The sequence below is a fragment of the Pseudoalteromonas gelatinilytica genome, from assembly GCF_001641615.1.
Classification (GTDB): domain Bacteria; phylum Pseudomonadota; class Gammaproteobacteria; order Enterobacterales; family Alteromonadaceae; genus Pseudoalteromonas; species Pseudoalteromonas gelatinilytica.
On record NZ_LRRU01000022.1, the window covers coordinates 341,570 to 362,944 of the forward strand.

Below are 21,375 nucleotides of genomic sequence, written 5' to 3' on the forward strand. Positions count from 1 at the left end.
ATGCTGCTATATACGCCAAATAATTGCCCCCTAGACTCGACTATCATAAATATTAGGTTATAATGCCGCGTCTATTGTTTAACATAGTGCCCATAGAGGCAAAGCAGCAATGGTATCTCATGGTTACAATGCGCCGTTTTAAGTTGAATTTTTCAGCATTAAAACTTGCTATCACTCATGGAGATCACCTTGTTTGTAAGGAAGGCGAACAGTCGCCAAAATTGAAGATTGAGGTAAATCATGCAAGTTTCTGTTGAGACGACTCAAGGCCTTGAGCGCCGTCTGACCATCACCGTTCCTGCAGAGAACGTTGAGACTGAAGTTAAAAAACGCTTACAACAACTGTCTAAAACCCAGCGTATCGATGGTTTCCGCCCTGGTAAAGTTCCAGCGTCTATCATCAACAAGCGTTATGGTGCTGCAGTACGTCAAGAAGTTGCTGGCGAATTAATGCAACGCAACTACATTGAAGCAATCGTTTCAGAAAAAATTAACCCAGCAGGTGCACCTACTTTCGCTCCTAAAGCGTTAGAAGCTGGTAAAGATTTAGAATTCGATGCAACTTTCGAAGTTTACCCTGAAGTTGAAATCCAAGGTTTAGATAAAATCGCTGTTGAAAAACCAGCTGTATCTGTAACTGACGAAGATCTAGCTAACATGCTAGAAACTTTACGTAAGCAACACGCTACTTGGGCTGAAGTTGACGCAGCTGCAGGCGAGAAAGACCGTGTAACTATCGACTTCGTTGGTTCTATCGACGGTGAAGAGTTCGAAGGCGGTAAAGCTGAAGACTTCCCTCTAGAACTTGGCCAAGGTCGTATGATCCCAGGTTTCGAAGACAACATCGTTGGTAAAAAAGCAGGCGAAGAAGTTGTTGCTGAAGTAACATTCCCTGAAGAATACCACGCTGAAAACCTTAAAGGTAAAGCTGCTTCTTTCGCAATCACTGTGAAAAAAGTTGAAGCGCAAGAGCTTCCAGAGCTTAACGATGAGTTCGCAGCTAAATTCGGTGTAGCTGAAGGCGGTGTTGATGCTCTTAAAGAAGAAGTTAAAAAGAACATGACACGTGAGCTTGACCAAGCGGTTAAAGCTAACGTTAAAGACCAAGCAATCAAAGGTCTTTTAGCTAACAACGAAATCGAAGTGCCTAAAGCGCTAGTTGATCAAGAAATTGATGCACTACGTCAGCAAGCTGCACAACGTTTCGGTGGCAACGCTCAAAACATGCCTGAGCTTCCAGCTGAATTATTCCACGAGCAAGCTGTTACTCGCGTTAAAACTGGCCTATTACTAGGTGAAGTAATTAAAGCGAACGAGCTTAAAGTTGACGACGCTAAAGTTGAAGAGTTAATCGCAACTGTAGCTTCTGCATACGAAGATCCAACTGAAGTAGTAGAGTACTACAAAGCAAATGATCAACTTATGCAGCAAATGCGCAACGTTGCTATGGAAGAGCAAGCAGTTGAAGCTATCCTAGCTAAAGCAAACGTGACTGACGTTGAAAAAGCATTCGACGACATCATGAATCCACAGCAAGGTGCTTAATAAGTCATTGACTTAAGCTCTCGCTAACGATTAAATGGCTCGTGTTACCCTGTATTTATACAGTGTACTCGGGCCATTTTAGTTTGTGCTAAGTAGTTTCTCAAAAAACAACAAAACTGATGTTAATTCAGAACTTTTTTCGACGAGGATTGAATTTGTTCTGATAAGTTCCTATATACTTATAAAGATTGAACAGACAGCTTAATTAACATTAGTATAAATGTGCTTTCCTTATAGTAAGGATGAGTCGCAGCGGATAAGGAATTAAATAAGAATGAATAGCGGTATGATAGACCCTCTAAACGCATTAGTCCCTATGGTTGTTGAACAAACAGCGAAAGGTGAGCGCTCATATGATATTTACTCACGTCTTTTAAAAGAGCGCATTATTTTCTTAACAGGCCAAGTTGAAGATAACATGGCTAATTTGATTCTTGCACAAATGCTTTTCTTAGAATCAGAGAACCCAGAGAAAGATATTTACCTTTATATCAATTCGCCTGGTGGTTCAGTGACTGCTGGTATGGCAATTTACGATACCATGAATTTTATCAAACCTGACGTAAGCACAATTTGTGTTGGCCAAGCGGCAAGCATGGGTGCGTTTTTATTATCAGGTGGTGCTAAAGGTAAGCGTTTCTGTTTACCGAATTCACGTGTGATGATCCACCAACCATTAGGTGGTTTCCAAGGTCAGGCGTCTGACTTTGAAATTCACGCCCGTGAAATCTTATCAATTAAAGATAAGCTAAACCGTTTAATGGCTGAACATACTGGTCAGCCGCTAGAAGTTGTATCTCGTGATACCGATCGCGACAACTTTATGAGCGCAAGCGAAGCTGTTGAATATGGCCTAGTTGACTCAGTATTTTCAAGCCGCGATTCGAAGTAATCTGAATAGCTAATAATATCGTATTGTTAGCTATCACCCTTTACTATGCGAAAACTAATAATCTTTGATATAGTTAAACATAGTGAATTAGCAGTAGCCTCGCGCTGCTGCCAACGTAATAAATGAGGTAGCTGAATGTCTGACACTCCTACAGACGGCGACAAAAGTAATAAATTGTTATACTGCTCTTTTTGCGGCAAAAGCCAGCACGAAGTTCGCAAATTAATTGCTGGCCCTTCAGTATATATTTGTGATGAATGTGTTGAGCTGTGTAACGATATTATCAGGGAAGAAATCAAAGACATTGCGCCGAAGCATAATGCGTCTGATAAACTGCCTGTGCCGAAAGAAATTCGTAATCACTTAGATGATTACGTGATTGGCCAAGACCACGCGAAAAAAGTGCTGTCGGTTGCGGTATACAATCACTATAAACGTTTACGTAATCAAACAATCAATGCGGATATAGAGCTTGGTAAGAGTAATATCCTATTAATTGGCCCTACAGGTAGTGGTAAAACATTACTTGCTGAAACCATGGCTCGTTTACTTGATGTGCCATTCACGATGGCTGATGCAACGACACTAACTGAAGCGGGTTATGTAGGTGAAGACGTTGAGAACATTATTCAAAAGCTACTGCAAAAATGTGATTACGACGTTGAAAAAGCGCAACGTGGTATTGTCTACATTGATGAAATCGACAAGATTTCTCGCAAGTCTGATAATCCATCGATTACCCGTGACGTATCAGGTGAAGGTGTACAACAAGCCTTACTTAAACTAATAGAAGGGACGGTTGCGTCTGTGCCACCACAAGGCGGTCGTAAACATCCACAGCAAGAGTTCTTGCAAGTAGATACATCGAAAATTCTATTTATCTGTGGCGGTGCATTTGCTGGCCTTGATAAAGTGATTGAACAACGCAGTCATAAAAATACCGGCATTGGTTTTGGCGCTGAAGTTAAGCAATCATCAGGTAGTCGCAGCCTTAGCGAAACATTTAAAGATGTTGAGCCAGAAGATCTAGTTAAATATGGTTTAATCCCAGAGTTTATTGGTCGTCTTCCGGTTGTTGCAACACTAACAGAACTAGATGAAGCAGCGCTTATTCAAATCTTAAGTGAACCAAAAAATGCATTAACTAAACAGTTCTCTGCATTATTTGCGATGGAAGATGTTGAGCTTGAGTTCCGCGAAGATGCATTGAGTGCGATTGCTCACAAGGCAATGGAGCGTAAAACAGGTGCCCGTGGCTTACGTTCAATCGTTGAAGGTGTACTACTTGATACTATGTATGAATTACCTTCGATGGATGATGTGAGCAAAGTGGTTATCGATGAAACCGTTATTAAAGGCGAATCAGATCCAATTTTGATTTACCAAAGCGGTAACCAAGACAAAGCTGCATCAGAATAAAACTGTAATAGTTTAAAAGTTAAGCAGTTGAACACGAAAAAGGAGCCAAAGGCTCCTTTTTTTATAAATATGTTGAACTTTCCCTTACATATCCCCATATACTTGAGTAATCTTTAAAATAAATGAAGTGCGAAGAGAATATAATGACGCTTGAGAGAACTGATCGAGTCGAAATCCCCGTGTTGGCACTGCGCGATGTAGTGGTGTATCCACACATGGTGATCCCGCTATTTGTTGGTCGTGAAAAATCAATAAAATGCCTAGAAGCGGCGATGGACAAGGACAAACAAATTTTCCTAGTGGCGCAAAAAGACGCCTCTGTTGATGATCCACAGCAAGATGATATCTACCGTGTTGGCACCATTGCCACAGTACTTCAGTTATTAAAGCTGCCTGATGGCACTGTAAAAGTGCTAGTTGAAGGCACGCAACGTGCAAGCGTTGAAAAGTTTTTAGATAACGATGATTTCTTTGTTGCAGAAGCACAGTTTATTGAATCAGGCCATATCGACGAACAAGAACAAGATATCTTCATTCGTAGTGCTGTGAGCCAGTTTGAAGGTTATGTAAAGCTTAATAAGAAGATCCCACCTGAAGTACTTACTTCAGTATCAGGTATTGATGAAGCTGCACGCCTTGCCGATACTATGGCAGCGCACATGCCACTGAAGGTTCCTGAGAAGCAAAAAGTACTTGAGATTGCAGATGTCACTGAGCGCCTTGAATACTTAATGGCACTTATGGAAGGTGAGATCGATTTACTGCAAGTTGAGAAAAAAATCCGTACACGCGTTAAAAAGCAGATGGAAAAATCGCAGCGTGAGTACTACCTCAACGAGCAAATGAAAGCGATTCAAAAAGAGCTGGGCGAACTTGATGATGTACCTGATGAATTCGAAGCGATTAAAAAGCGTATCGAAGAGTCTGGCATGCCTAAAGAAGCGCAAGAAAAAGCCAATGCTGAGCTTGCCAAGTTAAAAATGATGTCGCCTATGTCGGCGGAAGCAACTGTAGTGCGCTCGTACATTGATACGCTTATCAATGTGCCTTGGAAAAAACGCTCTAAAGTGAAAAAAGACTTAGCTGGCGCACAAAAGATTTTAGATAGCGACCATTACGGCCTAGATAAAGTTAAAGAACGCATTATTGAGTACCTAGCGGTGCAACAGCGCACTAATAAGCTAAAAGGTCCAATTTTATGTTTAGTGGGCCCTCCTGGTGTGGGTAAAACCTCATTAGGTCAGTCAATTGCGCGTTCTACCGGTCGTAAATATGTGCGTATGGCATTAGGTGGTGTACGTGATGAAGCAGAAATTCGTGGTCACCGTCGTACTTACATTGGTTCAATGCCAGGTAAGTTAATCCAGAATATGACTAAAGTTGGTGTGAAGAACCCATTATTCTTATTGGATGAAATCGATAAGATGTCATCAGATATGCGTGGCGACCCAGCATCAGCATTACTTGAAGTACTTGATCCTGAGCAAAATAGCCATTTTGCTGATCACTACTTAGAAGTTGATTACGACTTATCAGACGTGATGTTCGTGGCAACGTCAAATAGCTTTAATATCCCAGGTCCATTATTAGACCGTATGGAAGTTATTCGCCTTTCGGGTTACACCGAAGACGAGAAGCTAAACATTGCTAAGCAACACTTAATTCCTAAACAAGTTAAGCGTAATGGCTTAAAAGATGACGAAGTTGAGATTGCTGACAGCGCAATTATTGGCATTATCCGCTACTACACTCGTGAAGCGGGTGTTCGTAATTTAGAGCGTGAAGTGTCAAAACTATGCCGTAAAGCGGTTAAGAACATCTTACTAGATAAAGACACTAAGAAAGTTGTTATCGACGATAGCAATCTTGAAGAGTTCTTAGGTGTGCAGCGCTTTGACTATGGCAAAGCTGAAGACGGCGACCGCATTGGTCAAGTAACTGGCCTTGCATGGACTGAAGTAGGTGGTGATTTACTGACGATTGAATCAGCAGCCGTACCAGGTAAAGGCAAGCTAACTTACACCGGTTCACTTGGCGATGTGATGCAAGAGTCAATTCAGGCTGCAATGACAGTCGTTCGTAATCGTGCTGAAAAATTACGCATTAATAGCGACTTCTACGAAAAACGTGACATTCATGTGCACGTGCCTGAAGGTGCGACACCAAAAGATGGCCCAAGTGCTGGTATTGCGATGGTAACTGGTTTGGTATCAAGCTTAACGGGTAACCCGGTACGCTCAGATGTTGCGATGACGGGTGAAATCACGTTACGTGGTGAAGTATTACCAATTGGTGGCTTAAAAGAAAAGCTTCTAGCCGCACATCGTGGTGGAATTAAGACCGTTATTATTCCAAAAATTAACGAACGTGACCTAAAAGAGATCCCAGACAACGTATTAGAGGGCCTTGAAATTCACCCAGTTACATGGATTGATGACGTTTTAAAACTGGCTTTGAAGCATCCAGTTGAGAGTTTTTCTGTCGAAACTGAAAAAAACCAGTAAAAAACCGCAAAAAAGTGCAATTAGGGGCTTTTCAAATACAAAGGGTATGATAAGTTAAGCACTAGTTTTCAAGCCTAGGCCTTATGTGGCCTAGGGTTGAGAAAAATATAATAAACTGAGCATAAACTTAATTTGCTCATAAATTTTCAAAACAGTGATGTTATTTTTTATAAAAACAATCGCTCTTGATAATAACAATGAAAGAGGATGATATTGTGAATAAATCTCAATTAATCGATCAAATCGCAGCTGACGCTGACATTTCTAAAGCGGCTGCAGGTCGTGCACTAGATTCATTCATCGAGGCTGTTTCAGGCGCTCTTAAAGATGGCGATTCAGTAGCGCTAGTAGGCTTTGGTACTTTCTCAGTACGTGAGCGTGCAGCACGTTCAGGTCGTAACCCGCAAACTGGTGAGACTATCCAGATTGCTGCAGCAAACATTCCTTCTTTCAAAGCAGGTAAAGCGCTGAAAGACGCAGTAAACTAATCAATAAAGATTAGTTGGTGAGGGATACCTAAGCACACTTAAATGAATTTAGGTAACTTATCACCAGTTACTTCAAGTGAAAAAGCGTATCTGGTAAGATACGCTTTTTTTACATGAGCAGGGTTGATACCAATCCGCAATAATTTTTAATTCGCTAATTGGTATAATTTGTACCTGATCAGAATAGAGATAGATAAATGCTTGAGAAAATCAGAGAAGGTTCGCAGGGACCTGCAGCCAAAATTATTTTAGGCGCGGTGATTTTATCTTTTGCTTTAGCTGGGATCGGTGGTTATTTAGGACAAACCACAGAGCAACCCGTTGCAGAAGTAAATGGAGTTAAAATTAGCCAAACCGAGTTCAGCCGTGCATACCAAAACGAACGTAACCGTTTAGAACAACAATTTGGTGAATACTTCGCACAAATCGCTGCTGATCCAAATTACATGGCACAAATCCGCCAAGGCGTAATTGACCGTTTAGTACAACAAGAATTGCAAACTCAACTAGCGGCAGAATTAGGTCTTCGTGTAAGTGATGAAAGTGTTCGTAAAGCTATTTTAGAAATGCCTTACTTCCAAGTTGGCGGCCAGTTTAGCAACGACCGTTACTTACAAGTTATTCGTCAAATGAATTTCCAACCAGACGCTTTCCGTGAGTATTTACGTGAAGACATGACACGCAGCCAGTTGGTTGGTGCAGTTGCTGGTACTGATTTCATCCTAGAAAACGAATTAAACAACAACGTAGCGCTACAACAGCAAACGCGTAGTATTGATTACCTTGTTGTGACAAAAGAATCATTACAAGCGGGTGTAGCGGTGAGTGAGCAAGAAATTGCTGATTACTATGAATTAAATCAACCGCAATTCTTGGCTCCTGAGCAAGTATCAGTTAGTTACATTGATTTAAATGCAGCAAACCTAACGCTAGATTCAAGTGTTTCAGAAGACGACATTAAAGCGTATTACGAGCAAAACAGTGCCCAGTACGTTGAACCAGAAAAGCGTCGTGTATCGCACATCTTAATTGATAACAGCGAAGATGATGATGCAGCAAAAGCGAAAGCAGAAGAGTTACTAGCACAATTACAAAATGGTGCTGATTTTGCCGAGTTAGCTGAATCGTCTTCAGATGATGTTGTGAGCGCTGAAATGGGCGGTGACTTAGATTGGATTGAACGTGACATGATGGACCCTGCGTTTGAAGATGCAACTTATGCTCTTGAAAATAAAGGCGACATTTCAGACGTTGTAGAATCAGAATTTGGTTACCACATCATCAAACTTACTGACATTCAAACACAACAAGTTAAGCCATATGCTGACGTAAAAGATGAGCTTCGTGCTGAACTTGAACGTACTAAGAAAGTAAATGCGTTTTATGAAAAGCAAACTCAAATGGGTGAGCTGGCGTTTGAAATTTCAGATACTTTAACGGATGCCGCTGAAGCTGCTGGTGTTGAAGTACAAAAAACTGAACTAGTGACACGTAACTCGTTACCTGAACCACTAAACAATCCACAAGTGATTGCTGCTATTTTCTCTCCTGAAGTGTTAGAAGATCGCATGAATTCAGAAGTGATTGAAGTGGGTGATGAGCATGCCGTTGTTGTTCGTGTAAACGATCACAAAGCGGCGACAACGAAAGCGCTTGCAGATGTTTCTGAGCAAATCAAAGCGACGTTAGTTGCACAAAAAGCATCTGAACTTGCTAAAGAAAAAGCACGCACACTGTATGCTGACATCGAAGCAGGTAAGAGCTTAAATGATGTTGCACAAGCTGAAGGCTTAACAGTGCGTCAAGAAGCTGCACTTGCTCGCCAAGCTTACACAGTTTCACCTGCGATTGTTCAACAAGCTTTCAAAATGGCTCACCCTCAAGGTGCACCAGTGGTTGATGTTGTTGACTTAAACAATGGTGATGCGGCTATCGTTGCACTAAAAGCAGTTAATCCAGCGGCTAACGCTGAAATTAACGAGCAACAAAAGCAAAACATCACTATGGCTCAAGTGAATAAAAACTACATGGTATTCATCGCTGCACTTAAAGCACAAGCAGATGTAAAAGTACCAAAAGTTGTGCAAGCTGCTGAATAAGTAGCAAAATGACTTAAATAAAAGGCGCCTTATGGCGCCTTTTTTGTTACCGTTGAAGCTAATCGCACTCGCAACTACAAGGAGTATTTATGGAGTATCGCCTAATAGAGCAGTTACCAAGTGCAGAAGAATACTGTGCAATGCGCCTTAAGGCTGGCTTATCCGCTCGTTCATTAGCAGCAGCGAAGGCGGGATTGCCAAACTCTCTCTATGCTATTTGTATTCGCAAAAACAATGAGTTGATTGGCATGGGTCGTGTTATTGGTGATGGTGGTTGTAATTTTGAAGTGGTTGATATTGCTGTATCACCTGAATATCAAGGGCAAGGGTTAGGGCGTGTGATTATGGAACATGTTGACCGCTACATCGAATCTGCCGCTTATGAAGGTAGTTACGTCACTATGGTCGCCGACAAACCCGGCTTTTACGAAAAGCTTGGCTACAAGTTTGTCGCACCACAAAGCCAAGGGATGTATAAAAAGTTTTGATAAGAGTAAAGTTGCAAGGGGAAAGAGTAAAGTTAATTGAGTGATCAAATCTCCCGCGTGGGAGGCGTTTTAACGCCGAATTAAACTGACAGCTTACGGCCGATAGCTGACAGCTCACCATCAGCAATTCAATAACTTCTGCGTCACCACCGACTGTGGATCTTGGAAAATCGCTTCCGTTTGGCCGTATTCAACAATTTCACCGTGATCAAGTACCACAAGTTGGTCGCTAATATGACGCACTAAACTTAGGTGATGCGTAATAAGCACATAGCTAAGGCCGGTATCTTTTTGTAGACGCAGTAATAAGTTTACCGTTTGTGCGCGCACAGATGGGTCTAGAGACGATAACGCTTCATCGAGCACCACAACCTTAGGATCTAAGATTAAAGCTCTTGCAAGCGCTATACGTTGCAATTGGCCGCTACTAAACATGTGTGGGTAATAGTGTTGGTGGTCTAATAGCAAACCCACTTTTGCGAGAGTTTGTTTTATTTTTTCTTCACGCGCTTCTTTGTTTAAATCAGTGTTGTACTGTAAACAGTCATTCAGCATGTCGCCTATCGTCAAACCCGGGTTTAACGACGCTTCAGAGTCTTGGAAGATCATCCGAATGTGGCGACAGTCGTTATCACGTAAGCCATCATTTTCGATGATATTGCCATCGAGTAGAATTTGCCCTTTATCGGCGTTATCGGCTCCAGCCAGTAATTTTGCCAAGGTACTTTTACCTGAGCCAGTTTCGCCAATAATGGCTATCGTCTCGCCTTGTCCTAAGCAAAACGAAATATCTTTTAGAACAGAGAATCGTTTACGCGAAAACAAGCCTGCACGTAGGTTAAAACTCTTTGATAACGCTTGAACTTTTAACAGCGGTTGCATTATTTCATCGCCTTAATTAATGGGAAATGGCAGGCATAACTGTGGCTGTGATGCTTGGTCAATTTCGGTGTTACCACACATTCTTTTTGTGCTTGTGGGCAACGCGGCCCCAAACGGCAACCTATCGGTAGATGCTGTAAGGTTGGAATGGTGCCCTTTAGCGCATAAAAAGGCTCTTTATGAGCAAGCCCTTGCTCATAATCAGGTAAACTTTTTAACAGTGCTTGAGTATACGGGTGGTGCGGCTGGCTAAAGATACGATTTGTTGGACCTGCTTCAACCATTTGTCCGCAGTACAATACATGCATACCGTGTGACCACTCGACAATTTCTTCAAGCTCGTGAGAAATCATCAAAATCGACATGTTTTTTAGCTGGTTCAAGCTCTTTAATAGCCTAAAGACTTGCGCACGAGTGGTGCTTTCAAGGGCTGTCGTTGGTTCATCGGCAATCAGTAGTTTGGGTGTACGCGCAATTGCCATGGCAATCATCACCTTTTGACAAATACCTTCAGAGAGCTCATGAGGATAGCTGTCGAGCACCTTTTTATGATCTTTAATACCCACCTTATGGATTAACGCTTTAACACGATCTTTTCGTTGTCTATTACGTTTTAAGAAAAAACCACTGGTTTCTTGTGCGGGTAAGGTCTCGGCAATTTGGTCAAATATCTTGGCTGTTGGGTCGAGGCAGCGGCTAGGATCTTGGTAGATCATGGCAATGTCTTGACCAACCAATTTACGGCGCTGTTCGTTAGATAAGCGCATTAAATCAACACCACGCCAATGCATGCGGTCTGCGGTAATATGCCAGCGCTTGTTCAAAACCCCAACAATAGCTTTTGCAATCAAGCTTTTACCTGAGCCTGACTCACCAACCAATGCATGTACTTCACCTTCTTTTAAGGTCATGCTCACTCTATCTACCGCACGAATAACGGTATCTGAGGTACGTAACTCTATCGTGAGGTTGCGAATATCGAGTAATTGCATAATTAGTCGGCCTTACGTTCTTTAAGCACTTGGCGTAAACCGTCACCTACTAAATTGGTAGACAGTACTGCTAAAAATAATAATACGCCCGGTAAGCCAACAGTCCAAGGGGCAAGGTAAATTAAACCCAGATTCTCAGCCAAAATGGCACCCCATTCTGTGGTGGGCGGTTGTGCACCGAGTTTTAAAAAGCCAAGCGCTGAGATATCCAAAATAGCCGTAGAAAGCGCCATGGTAAAAATAACCACAATATGCTCGTAAATATTCGGAAAGATACCACGGGCGAGAATATGCCAATTTGACGCACCATCCAGTTTAAATGCCGTGATGTAATCCTTGTTTAGCTCTTCAACAATCAAGTTACGTACAGAGTGAATAAACTGAGGCAGCAAGGCTAGAATAATTGCCCATACTGTATTCATCAGGCCTGGACCAAGGATCGCGATAATAATGATGGCAAGCAACAGTGAAGGTATCGATAAGGTAATATCGAGCAAGTGATTTAAAAAACTTGAACGAATACCACGGCTGATCCCAGCAAAAGTACCCACTAATACGCCAATCACTGTGGTGATCAAAGCCGCGACAACCGATAAACCAAACGTGTAGGTCGCGCCATTCATTAAGCGTGAGAGCACATCACGGCCTAAATCGTCGGTGCCTAATAGAAAGCGTACATCTCCAGCATCATGCCAAGATGGCGGTAACAGCAGTGCATCACTGTGTTGCTGGTTAACGCCATAAGGGGCAAGAAGGGGAGCAGATACAGCCAGTAACACTAAAGCGATAAATAACCATAAACCCACAAGGGCAGGGTGATTGGTTTTAAATTTCTTCCAAAATCGCGCCAGTGGCGATTTATTCGACTCTTCAGAGAATAAATTAAACTTTGCCATGAGCTTGGTTCCGCGATAATGGGTCGAATAAGGTATAAGTGAGCTCAGCAATAATCGTAGCTAAAATAACGAACATAGAAACAGCGAGTAAGCCACCTTGAATGGCAGGGTAGTCACGCTGATAAATACTATCGATTAGCCAACGACCAATGCCTGGCCATGAGAAAATAACTTCGGTGATCATCGCAAGGGTGATCAAGGTACTAAACTGTAAACCTATTTGCTTGATAACCGGTAGCAGCGCATTACGCAGTGCGTGGTGAATAATCAGCTGAGCACGGTTTAAGCCTTTTGCTCGCGCTGTTTTAATATAGCTTTGGTCTAACACTTTCAACATTGAATCACGGGTAAAACGCACTAATACTGTGGTTGGATACATAGCCAGTACTATGGTTGGCAAAGTTAAATGATGCAATGCATCTAAAAATGCCATGCCGTGGTAAGGAAAGTCATCAACAATAATATCAATGAGAATAAAGCCAGTCACTGGTTCAATTTCATAAAGTAAACCCATGCGGCCAGACATCGGAAACCAGCCTAACTGCAGTGAAAACACCATGATCAACAACAGTGCTAACCAAAATACGGGCATTGAGTAACCAATCAGCGTGCCTGAGTTTATAAATTTGTCTGGCCAACGTTTGTAATAGGCAGACGCCAAAATACCCGCAGGTACGCCAACAGCAACAGAGACAAACAATGCATAAACACTTAACTCTAGTGTTGCAGGAAATAAGTCTTTGATATGTTGAAATACACTTTCGCCTGATGCAAAAGAGACACCCCAATCACCGTGTAAAATACGGTCTAAAAAGGCAAAGTATTGCACCACATAGTTGTCAGTAAAATGGAACTTATCTTCAAGCGCACTGGTTTGTGAGAAGGTGCTGTTCGTAATACCACTTAAGTTAGTTAGCGCATCACCCGGAAACAAAAAGCTTAATGAAAAGGTAAAGATACTCAGCGTCAGCATCATAAACATTAACAAGGCGAAGCGGCGAAGAATATAATCAAGTATCATTATTCTTTCCTCGCATTAGCAAGCGAGATACCGCCAAATGGACTCAAGCTGATGCCTTTTACATCACTACTTGCGGCTTGAAAGCGCATGCCATGAGCAATCGGTAAAATAGGCAGCTCTTGAACAATAATGCGTTGGGCTTGATTGTAATATTGTTTACGTTTTTCTATGTCGGTGGTGTCAAGCGCTTGAGTCAGTAATAAGTCAAACTCAGGATCACACCAATTAGCCGGGTTTTTACCGCTGAAGGTAGCGGTGCAGCTTAATAACGGACTCATAAAGTTATCTGGGTCGGGCGTATCCGCAGCCCAGCCAAGTAATACGCTATCGTGTCTATGCTCACCAACGCGTTGTAAAAAGGTGTTCCACTCGTATTCTACGATATTGACGTTAACGCCAATCTTACGTAAATCACTTTGCATTAGCTCAGCCATTTTACGGGCATTGGGATTATAAATTCGGCTTACCGGCATGGCCCAAATATTCATATCAAAGCCATCTTTGTAGCCCGCTTCGGCAAGTAAAGTTTTGGCAAGTGCAGGGTTAAATTCTGGCATCGCTTTTTGCGCTTCAAATGCCCACGAAGCAGGAGGCAGTAAAGACTGCGCTTTAATCCCATTACCGTAATACACCGCTTGCATAATTTTATCGATATCAATGGCGCTCGCGAGTGCTTGGCGTACACGCACATCATCAAAAGGTGGGCGCTCAGTGTTAAAAGCCCAGTAACCAATATTTAAGTTTTGCTCTTTTTGAACTTTAATGTCTTCGCGTTGCGATAAAATACTCAGCTGCGCGCTGCTTGGATGCGCAGTCACATCACATTCTTTAGTGAGCATTTTTGCAACGCGTGTGGTGCCGTTTGGCGTAATGTCATACACCAGTTGCTCAAGCACAACCGGATGTTTCCAGTAGTCTGGATTGCGGTAATAGCGAATTAAACGGTCGCGGCGGTATTCTTTATATACATACGGGCCCGTACCAACCGGGTATTGGTCAAATAAGTTTTCTTGATTTCGAGCTTTAAGCTGCATGGCGTATTCTTCGGATAACACCACGGCAAAGTCGGTTGCTAGGTTTGCTAAAAAGCTGCTTTCAGCATTATAAAGTTCAAACCGTACTTGGTAATCAGAAACACGCACAATACGGCGAATAAGCTGATCAATACCCACACTTTGAAAATAAGGGTAACTGGCATCACCAACAAAGTGATAAGGGTTGTAGACGTCGAATAAGCGGCTAAAGGTGAAAATGACATCATCTGCGTTAAAGTCACGGGTTGGGGTAAAATATTTTGTGGTATGAAATTTAACCCCTTTACGTAGGGTAAAGGTGATTGCTTTACCATCTGGGCTAATTTTCCAATCGGTTGCTAATTCTGCCTGAAATTCGGCAGACACCGGATCAATACTCAGTAGTCGGTCATAAAGCTGATTGGCGATAATATCGATAGTTGACCCCGTCGTTGTCACTTGCGGATTAAACGACACAGGGTTTGCTTCAGCGCAATAGACCAAGCCCTGGTTTTTTTGTTCTGTGGTTTTTTCTTCGTTATCTAGGCAGCCTACTAAGCACACCAAAGACAAAGCAAGTAACGGTTTAAACACCTGATTAGCCTCTAACTATTGCTGCTGATCTAATAAATTGTATTTTTTCAAATAGCCACGTAATTGATGATACGTTAATTCTAAGTGTTCTGCAGTTTTCTTTTGGTTAAATTGACTATGTTCAAGTGCTTTTTTAATGACATCAATTTCAAAGTCGTTAGACAGCTGCTTTAAATTACAAGGAAATTGAATGTCGGGCTTATTGAGTGTCACAACATCTTGATTTTGTGTAGTGGCAATAGGCGCTGCTTCAACGTTTGTAACGGGGGCACTGCTCACGGCTGCTTTTACACGCTGTTTCGGTCTAAATTTACTCGCAAATGGGTCTAAAATAATCTGGTGAACGGGAATATGTTCGTTACCATGGCGATACAGGCTACGTTCAACCACATTCTTTAATTCACGAATATTACCCGGCCAATCATAAGATTGAAGCGTTTCGATGGCGCTTCGAGTAAAGCCACTAAATAGCTCCCACTCAAGGTCGCGGGCCATGTTAATAGCAAATTGTTCTGCCAGTAACATGATATCTTCTTGGCGTTCACGCAATGGAGGTAAGGTAATAACATCAAACGCGAGACGGTCGAGTAAGTCGCTTCTAAATTCGCCTTGCTCAGCAAGCGTTGGTAGGTCTTCATTGGTTGCACACACTAAACGGGTATCGACTTTAACTGTTTGCTTACCACCGACGCGTTCAAACTCGCCGTATTCAATAACGCGTAGCAGTTTTTCTTGCACCATCGCAGAGGTGTTGGCTAATTCATCAAGGAATAGTGTACCGCCATTGGCACGCTCAAAGCGGCCTTCGTGGCGTTTACTGGCACCGGTAAATGCACCACTTTCATGACCAAACAATTCGCTTTCGAGCAGGTTTTCGTTAAGCGCTGCACAGTTAAGCTTTATATAGTTTTGATCCCAGCGCTTAGATAAGAAGTGCAAACGGGCTGCAATAAGTTCTTTACCTGTACCGCGCTCACCAATAATAAGAACTGGCTTCTCTAAACTTGCTAGTTGCGAAACTTGATCAAGTACACTTAAAAAACTGTCAGATTGGCCGAGTAAATTATCCTGTTGGCGAAATTGGCTCATATTCCCTAACTCTTAGTCATTTTTACTAAGATCTAGTGTATTTCATTATCTTGGAGAACTAAAGAAATTTATAAATTTAGTTTAACTGTTTGAATGTATTGGGTTATTCTAAGTTTATTAAAGTTGGCAAGCATATTGATACTAGATATACCAACTGATTAAGTTAAAACACCAAAGAGGTAAATGTTATGGGAATTTTTTCACGTTTTGCAGACATCGTTAATTCTAATATCAATGCCATCTTAGATAAAGCAGAAGACCCAGAAAAAATGGTTCGCCTGATCATCCAAGAGATGGAAGATACATTAGTAGAAGTTCGCTCTACATCAGCTAAAACACTTGCTGAGAAAAAAGAGCTAGTACGTCGCGTTGACACTTTAAAAGTTCAAGTTGCAGACTGGCAAGAAAAAGCTGAATTAGCACTCAGTAAAGACCGTGATGATTTAGCACGTGCAGCACTGATTGAAAAGCAAAAGTCAGCAGATGCAGTCGCCGCTGTTGAATCTGAGCTGGAGCATGTAGAGTCTCACATCGAGAAATTACAGCAAGAAGTAAGCACGTTACAAGAGAAGCTTGCTGATGCAAAAGCGCGTCAAAAAGCAATCATCTTACGCCAACGCTCTGCAGAGTCGCGTCTTGAAGTTAAAAAAGCACTCGACAGCTCTAAAGTTGAAGACGCTTTAAACCGCTTCGAACGTTACGAAAGTAAGATCGATGGTCTAGAATCACAAATAGAGTCTTATGATCTTGGTAAAAAATCATTAGCTGACGAAATTGCTGGTCTTCAGCAAGACGAAAAGATTGATGATGAGCTAGCTGAGCTTAAGAAAAAACTAGCAGATAAAAAATAATAAATGGGGGCGAGTCCCCCAATGCTTAAACACATAACGGATTGACAGGAGAGTACCATGTTCGACGCAGAAGTTTTGATGGCACCGATTATTGTTTTTATGGTGGTTGTTGCCCCACTTTGGCTAATTTTACATTACCGTAGTAAAAAACAAGTGAGCCAAGGTTTAAGTGAACACGAGCACCGCCAATTATTAGAGCTTGCACAAAAAGCGGATAAAATGGCAGAGCGTGTTGAAACATTAGAAGCCTTACTTGATCAAGAGGCTCCGCAGTGGAGACGTAAAGTATGAGTACCAAACGCGAATTATTTAGAGACGCAGAGCGCGGTAAAATAGCTGGCGTATGCGCAGGTATCAGCGATTACTTTAACATGGAGCTTTGGCTGGTACGCATTTTAGTGGTGACAGCAGTACTATTATCAGGCGGCCCGTTTATTGTTGTTGCTTACATTGCTGCTTGGTTTATTTTAGACAAAAAACCGACTGAAAAAGCAGATAAAAGCGCAGACAGCATTCACCAAGACCCGCTTGAAGTAAAATTTAAAGTATGGCAAAAAGGGGAACCACCTCGCCGTGCATTGCAAGATTTAAAAGATCGTCTTGCTCGAGTTGATGGTCGTTTACAAGAGATGGAACGCTATGTCACATCAACAGAATTTACGGTTAGCCGTGAAATCAACAAACTTTAAAGGACATATACGCACCTTGTTTGCATCGTGATACCCAGCGCAAATAAGGTGCTAGACACTTTATGAGCCAATCATTCGCAAAGAACACCTTTAATTCGTTAAAAAATAAAGCGGAAAAAGCCCTTCACCGTAGTTTAGACCAACACGTGAAGTTAGCCGTCACAGGCTTAAGTGGCAGCGGCAAAACCGCTTTTATTACCGCCTTGGTTAAACACTTAACCAGCCAAGCTGACGATAAAAACTTACCTTTTTTTGATGTGATGCGCGAAAAGCGTCATATCGCTACAAAAATAGTGCCGCAGCAAGCACTGACAATTCCGACATTTGAATATACCAATGCATTAGCAGCGTTGTTACCTGTTGATGGTGAGCCAGCATGGCCTGCCTCTACCGAGCGTATTAATACCTTACGTTTGGCAATTAAATACCAAAGTAATTCGGGGCTGCGTGGTCATTTTGCACCGCAATCAACACTCTATTTAGACATTATTGATTACCCTGGTGAATGGTTACTTGATTTGCCAATGCTAGAGCAATCATTTACTGATTGGTGTGAGTCACAATACTCACTCTTGCAGCAAACAGCACGCAACGAAAAAGCGAAGCCATTTTTAACCGCCCTTGCTGAACTTGATTTATCCGCAAATGTTGATGAGAGCAAACTTGCTGATGTTGCTACGCTTTATCAGCAGTTATTGATCGGTCTTAAAAAAGACACCAAGCTTGCCATGTTACAACCAGGTCGCATGCTGATGCCTGGTGAGCTTAAAGGGGCGCCGCTACTGCAGTTTTTCCCAGTTGCGCATGTGCCTGATGACATAACCGAAGGGTCGAATTTAGCGCATCTTAAAAAGCGCTATAAAGCCTATGTAAAAGAGGTTGTAAAACCTTTTTACGAGCAGCATTTTCGTCATTTTGACCGACAAATTGTGCTAGTGGATGTGCTCAGTGCCTTGAATGAAGGCAGCGAAACGCTGCATGAGCAAAGCCGTGTTATAAACCAATTGCTGGCGCACTTTAATTATGGTGAAGCAAGCTTCTTTAAACGTTTGTTTAAACCAAACATCGACAAGCTACTGTTTGCGGCCAATAAGTCAGATCATATTAGTGCGCAATATCATAAAGATTTAGCGCTATTGCTTGATTCAATCGTGCATGACCAAACGAATCATTTAAAGTTCGAAGGTGTGCAAATCGAAACCATGGCAATGTCATCTATCTGCGCTACAGAGCCGCGCCAAGTGGCTGAGAAAGGCCAGCAGTTAGCTTGTATTTATGGCAAGCCTTTAGGCGAGCAAGAATGGCTGACGTATTTACCGCCGCAGCCACCGTCACGCCTGCTCAACAAACAAGAGTGGCCAAAACAGGGCTTTGAGTTCTTATCGTTTTCGCCACTGCCATGCCCTGATAAACGGTTAAAGCATATTCGTTTAGATCATGTCATGCAGTACCTGATAGGAGATAAACTAACATGAGTGAGCAACCAAAGGAGATGAACTTTCAGGCAGGTCGCCGTATTTCAAGCTCTGCAAGCAACGAAGCTCCAACGAAGGAGTTAACTGTTGCTAAAGTGATAGAAAACGCCGAATTTATCGACACTGAAGAAGATCAGCAAGATAGCATTGAGCTTGAGCCTGTGTATAAAAAGTCTAAATGGCAAACCCTAAAAGGGGTGTTTGTTGTTAGCTTTTTAATTTTAGTGCTACTTGAGTTTGCGATGTCATTGTTTGTGACGTTTCAGCAATCAATTATTTTAGGTTCGGTGTATTTAACGGCTGTTCTCAGTGGTGTGCTATTGATTGCCCGTGTTATTTGGCGCGAGTACCGCATGCTAAGAAGTTTAAAGCGTAATCAATTGCATCGTACCGAGGCCGACCGCTTACTTAATAGCGAGCAAGTAGGTGAAGCATTACCATGGCTAGAAAAGCTTAATAAACATCAGGAGCTTACTGGATTTGAAGAGTTTAAGCAGCAAATAGCAAGTCACCATACCGATAAAGAAATCATGACCTTATATGCCGATAGCTTATTGGTCAGCCAAGATCAGCAAGCAAAAAAACTGATTAACCGTTTTGCCACTGAGTCTGGCTTATTGGTTGCGCTAAGCCCTCTGGCTTTAGTTGATATGATGGCGGTGCTATGGCGTGGCACTAAGCTCATTGAGCAAATTGGCCGTATTTACGGTATTGGTTTTGGTTATGCAAGCCGTATTAAATTGTACCGCTTATTAGTGAAACAAGTATTGTTTGTTGGTAGTGCAGAGTTAGTTTCAGATTTAGCAGCAACGGCACTAAGCGCTGAATTACTGGGGAAATTGTCGGGCCGTGCAGCGCAAGGGCTAAGTGCAGGTATTTTTACCGCGCGTATAGGGTATAAAGCGATGGAGCTTAGTCGCCCGTTACCTCGCTTAGAGCATAAGCGCAGCTTGCTAAAAGAAACCGCCAATAGTATTGCCCGTAAAATTGCCTCACGTACGAGCGACAAAGAGACCGAAAATACAAAATGACAACTTTTGTGTACAGTTAATAAAAACAGCTGAGTGATATTTAGCCATCTGAGCATCCGGCATGCTTGTGCATCGTGGGTATCTACGTTTTATTTATGAGTATGAAGTACTGATAATAAAAACGAGAACACACAATGACTAAGCATCACTTACATACACAATGTATTCATGGTCCAGAAAAACCAAATGACCCACATGGCGCACTGAGTGCGCCGCTTTACCAAACCTCTACCTTCGCATTTGCTAATGCAGCCCAAGGTGCAGCCCGATTTGCTGGCGAAGAGCAAGGCTTTATTTATACCCGTTTAGGTAATCCGACAACCCAAGAGCTAGAACAAAAAGTGGCTCAGTTAGAAAATTGTGAAGCAGCGGCTGCCACAGCGACCGGTATGGGTGCGGTGTCTGCGTCTGTGCTTAGCTTTTTACAACAAGGTGATCACCTAGTCGCATCAAGCGCGTTATACGGTTGTACCTTTGCATTTTTTGCTCATATGTTGCCGCGCTTTGGTATCGAAGTTACTTTTGTTGATATGACCAATGAGGCTGAACTTCGCGGTGCGGTAAAAGCCAATTCAAAAATGATTTTTGCAGAAACGCCAATTAATCCGACCATGGCGGTGCTTGATCTAAGTTTAATTGCCGATGTTGCCAAGCAGCATCAGCTGATAAGCGTTATCGACAATACCTTCTTAACGCCTCTGCTACAGCAACCTACCTCGTTTGGTATTGATATTGTGGTACACAGTGCAACTAAATACCTAAATGGCCATGGTGATGTGGTGGCAGGGCTTGTATGCGGCACAGAGGAGCATATCAACCTGATAAAAATGACGGTGCTAAAAGATATTGGTGCAACGATTAGTCCTCATGATGCATGGTTAATTAATCGCGGTTTAAAAACCCTTGCTGTACGCATGGAGCGCCACTGTGCAAGTGCACAAATAGTTGCTGAATATTTAGAGCAGCACCCGTTGGTAAGCCAAGTTTACTACCCAGGACTTAAATCACACCCGGGTCATCAATTTATTGGCTCACAGATGAAAGCCGCTGGTGGTGTTATTGCCTTTGAAATAAAAGGCAGCCTTGAAGATGGCGAAACATTTATAAATAACACCCAGCTTTGCACGCTTGCTGTCAGTTTAGGGGATGCAGAAACCCTCATTCAACATCCTGCATCGATGACACATTCGCCTTATACACCTGAAGAAAGGGCAGCAGCAGGGATCAGTGATGGCTTAATTCGATTATCAGTTGGTCTTGAGGATGTTAACGATATTATTAACGATCTTAAAACTGCATTTACATTCATTGGTTAGGTTGTAATTTTAAGTTTACACCAGGAGATGTTTTCAACCCTTTAAAAACGTGGTGTGTAAACTTTTCGATCTTTTGATGTAATTTTATGTT

19 protein-coding genes are annotated in these 21,375 nt (G+C 42.3%); 13 read left to right on the plus strand and 6 right to left on the minus strand.

The features are described 5' to 3' along the window. The first annotated feature begins 240 nt into the window (after positions 1-240). The 7 genes from tig (at position 241) to NH153_RS18915 (ending at position 9,435) form a co-directional block, all read left to right on the plus strand. Entirely contained in the window at positions 241-1,545 is a 1,305-nt protein-coding gene (gene tig / locus NH153_RS18885; RefSeq protein WP_063706813.1) for a trigger factor, read from the plus strand. A 274-nt stretch (positions 1,546-1,819) separates the two neighbouring features. After that, complete coding sequence (gene clpP, locus NH153_RS18890; RefSeq protein ID WP_063706814.1) at positions 1,820-2,437, plus strand: ATP-dependent Clp endopeptidase proteolytic subunit ClpP; 618 nt, start codon at positions 1,820-1,822, stop codon at positions 2,435-2,437. A 135-nt stretch (positions 2,438-2,572) separates the two neighbouring features. Then, on the plus strand, positions 2,573-3,856 hold the full coding sequence (clpX, locus tag NH153_RS18895; protein WP_054553147.1) for an ATP-dependent protease ATP-binding subunit ClpX: 1,284 nt from the start codon (positions 2,573-2,575) through the stop codon (positions 3,854-3,856). 143 nt (positions 3,857-3,999) lie between these two features. Continuing rightward, positions 4,000-6,360, plus strand: a complete 2,361-nt coding sequence (gene lon / locus NH153_RS18900; RefSeq protein WP_063706815.1) for an endopeptidase La — start codon at positions 4,000-4,002, stop codon at positions 6,358-6,360. Positions 6,361-6,557: 197 nt separating this feature from the next. Further along, complete coding sequence (locus NH153_RS18905; RefSeq protein ID WP_175580427.1) at positions 6,558-6,848, plus strand: HU family DNA-binding protein; 291 nt, start codon at positions 6,558-6,560, stop codon at positions 6,846-6,848. A gap of 197 nt (positions 6,849-7,045) precedes the next feature. Then, positions 7,046-8,947: a peptidylprolyl isomerase gene (ppiD, locus tag NH153_RS18910; protein ID WP_063706816.1), complete on the plus strand. Its 1,902-nt coding sequence runs from the start codon at positions 7,046-7,048 to the stop codon at positions 8,945-8,947. An 89-nt stretch (positions 8,948-9,036) separates the two neighbouring features. Further along, on the plus strand, positions 9,037-9,435 hold the full coding sequence (locus tag NH153_RS18915) for a GNAT family N-acetyltransferase (protein WP_063706817.1): 399 nt from the start codon (positions 9,037-9,039) through the stop codon (positions 9,433-9,435). A 120-nt stretch (positions 9,436-9,555) separates the two neighbouring features. On the opposite strand, the gene NH153_RS18920 is transcribed toward NH153_RS18915, so the two are convergent. Genes NH153_RS18920 through pspF form a run of 6 tightly spaced genes read right to left on the minus strand, consistent with a single transcriptional unit; the run spans position 9,556 to position 15,922 of the window. Beyond that, positions 9,556-10,317, minus strand: coding sequence for an ATP-binding cassette domain-containing protein (locus NH153_RS18920; protein ID WP_063706818.1), 762 nt, complete (start codon positions 10,315-10,317; stop codon positions 9,556-9,558). Then, the gene (locus NH153_RS18925) at positions 10,317-11,309 is read right to left on the minus strand and encodes a peptide ABC transporter ATP-binding protein (RefSeq protein WP_063706819.1); all 993 of its coding nucleotides are present in this window, start codon (positions 11,307-11,309) and stop codon (positions 10,317-10,319) included. The genes NH153_RS18920 and NH153_RS18925 overlap by 1 nt, the downstream gene beginning before the upstream one ends. Positions 11,310-11,311: 2 nt before the next feature. Beyond that, complete coding sequence (locus tag NH153_RS18930; protein WP_054562068.1) at positions 11,312-12,205, minus strand: ABC transporter permease subunit; 894 nt, start codon at positions 12,203-12,205, stop codon at positions 11,312-11,314. Then, entirely contained in the window at positions 12,192-13,226 is a 1,035-nt protein-coding gene (locus NH153_RS18935) for an ABC transporter permease (RefSeq protein WP_063706820.1), read from the minus strand. Before NH153_RS18935 ends, NH153_RS18930 begins: the two co-directional genes overlap by 14 nt. Beyond that, positions 13,226-14,833, minus strand: coding sequence for an ABC transporter substrate-binding protein (locus tag NH153_RS18940; RefSeq protein ID WP_063706821.1), 1,608 nt, complete (start codon positions 14,831-14,833; stop codon positions 13,226-13,228). The genes NH153_RS18935 and NH153_RS18940 overlap by 1 nt, the downstream gene beginning before the upstream one ends. A 15-nt stretch (positions 14,834-14,848) precedes the next feature. Continuing rightward, on the minus strand, positions 14,849-15,922 hold the full coding sequence (gene pspF / locus NH153_RS18945; protein ID WP_063706822.1) for a phage shock protein operon transcriptional activator: 1,074 nt from the start codon (positions 15,920-15,922) through the stop codon (positions 14,849-14,851). A gap of 188 nt (positions 15,923-16,110) precedes the next feature. Here pspF and pspA point away from each other — a divergent pair, with 188 nt between their 5' ends. The 6 genes from pspA to megL all read left to right on the plus strand — a co-directional run bounded on the left by pspA (position 16,111) and on the right by megL (position 21,284). Then, on the plus strand, positions 16,111-16,773 hold the full coding sequence (gene pspA / locus NH153_RS18950) for a phage shock protein PspA (RefSeq protein ID WP_063706823.1): 663 nt from the start codon (positions 16,111-16,113) through the stop codon (positions 16,771-16,773). A 57-nt stretch (positions 16,774-16,830) separates the two neighbouring features. Then, positions 16,831-17,064, plus strand: a complete 234-nt coding sequence (gene pspB, locus NH153_RS18955) for an envelope stress response membrane protein PspB (RefSeq protein ID WP_036969793.1) — start codon at positions 16,831-16,833, stop codon at positions 17,062-17,064. Continuing rightward, positions 17,061-17,462 (plus strand): envelope stress response membrane protein PspC, encoded by a 402-nt coding sequence (gene pspC / locus NH153_RS18960; RefSeq protein WP_063706824.1) that lies wholly within the window; start codon positions 17,061-17,063, stop codon positions 17,460-17,462. The genes pspB and pspC overlap by 4 nt, the downstream gene beginning before the upstream one ends. A 62-nt stretch (positions 17,463-17,524) precedes the next feature. Further along, positions 17,525-18,937: a YcjX family GTP-binding protein gene (locus tag NH153_RS18965; RefSeq protein ID WP_063706825.1), complete on the plus strand. Its 1,413-nt coding sequence runs from the start codon at positions 17,525-17,527 to the stop codon at positions 18,935-18,937. Further along, positions 18,934-19,968 (plus strand): TIGR01620 family protein, encoded by a 1,035-nt coding sequence (locus NH153_RS18970; RefSeq protein ID WP_063706826.1) that lies wholly within the window; start codon positions 18,934-18,936, stop codon positions 19,966-19,968. The genes NH153_RS18965 and NH153_RS18970 overlap by 4 nt, the downstream gene beginning before the upstream one ends. 134 nt (positions 19,969-20,102) lie before the next feature. Beyond that, entirely contained in the window at positions 20,103-21,284 is a 1,182-nt protein-coding gene (gene megL / locus NH153_RS18975; RefSeq protein ID WP_063706827.1) for a methionine gamma-lyase, read from the plus strand. Positions 21,285-21,375: the final 91 nt, after the last annotated feature.